The 1210-nt window shown below is 54.7% G+C and carries 1 protein-coding gene; it reads left to right on the forward strand.

Going from position 1 to position 1210, the window contains the following annotated elements; translation table 11 throughout:
- The first annotated feature begins 121 nt into the window (after positions 1-121).
- On the forward strand, positions 122-1168 hold the full coding sequence (moaA, locus tag RMSM_RS29845) for a GTP 3',8-cyclase MoaA (protein WP_040770204.1): 1047 nt from the start codon (positions 122-124) through the stop codon (positions 1166-1168).
- Positions 1169-1210 lie beyond the last annotated feature (42 nt).

Below are 1210 nucleotides of genomic sequence, written 5' to 3' on the forward strand. Positions count from 1 at the left end.
GATTGTCGTGTAGATTAGTGAGTGACGGACATTCCGATAACCCCGCAGTATCTCGCAAATGACGCTGTCTGCCGCAGTTTCCGCTGTCTGCTGCAATTCCCCGCGGATTCCCGGCAAAACAATGAACCACGACTCGACATCCGCCAAATTGCTCCCACCCGATCGGCCGCTGATGGATTCGCTTGGTCGCGTCCATACCAGCGTCCGGCTGAGCGTGACCGATCGCTGCAACCTGCGCTGCACCTACTGCATGCCCGAAATCGATGCGACGTTCATGGCTCGCGACCATCTGCTGACCTTCGAAGAACTGCATCGACTCACTGAACTTTTGGTCACCCGATGCGGCATCAACGATGTGCGATTGACTGGTGGCGAACCACTGGTCCGCCGAGAACTGGACTGCTTTGTCGCAATGCTCAGCAAAATCGCCGGACTGACCGATCTTTCGTTAACCACCAACGGAATCCTGCTGCCCGCACAAGCCGAAAAGCTGAAAGCTGCAGGACTAAAACGGCTAAACATCAGCATCGATACACTTGATCGCGAGCAATTTAAAAAGCTGGCTCGCCGCGATTCGCTCGATGAAACAATCGCAGGAATCGAAGCCGCGATTCGCTGCGGTTTCGAGTCGATCAAACTAAACGCGATCGCAATCAAGGGAATCACCGAGCACGAATTCGTCTCGCTGATCGAGTTTGCCGCCGCCAAAGGTGTCGTGATTCGCTTTATCGAGTTCATGCCGCTGGATTTTGATCGTGCATGGCAGCGGGACAGTGTGCTGAGCGGCGACCGCTTACTAAAGCTGATCGAACAGCATTTCGGGCCGCTCAACGAGCAACCACGCCAGACGCCCTCTCAACCAGCCGAGCAATTTCGATTACCCGAGGGCGGAAGATTCGCTGGTGCTGAGATTGGCATCATTCGTTCAGTGTCCCAACCGTTTTGCCAAGCGTGCAATCGACTGAGAATTACCGCGGATGGATCAATCCGAAATTGCTTATTCGCCCGTGACGAATCGCCGATTCGCGATTTGATCCGCAGTGGGGCCAGTGACGATACATTGGTCCAAGTCATACGTGATTGTGTGTGGCAAAAGAAACCGAGTCATGGGATCGATAGCGATGGTTTTTCGCCGCCCCCGCGGGCGATGTACTCGATCGGCGGATGATGCGAGAAACCGTTTCAAATGCCGCTTCGCGTCCCCGTTTAA

Source organism: Rhodopirellula maiorica SM1, from assembly GCF_000346295.1.
Lineage (GTDB): Bacteria > Planctomycetota > Planctomycetia > Pirellulales > Pirellulaceae > Novipirellula > Novipirellula maiorica.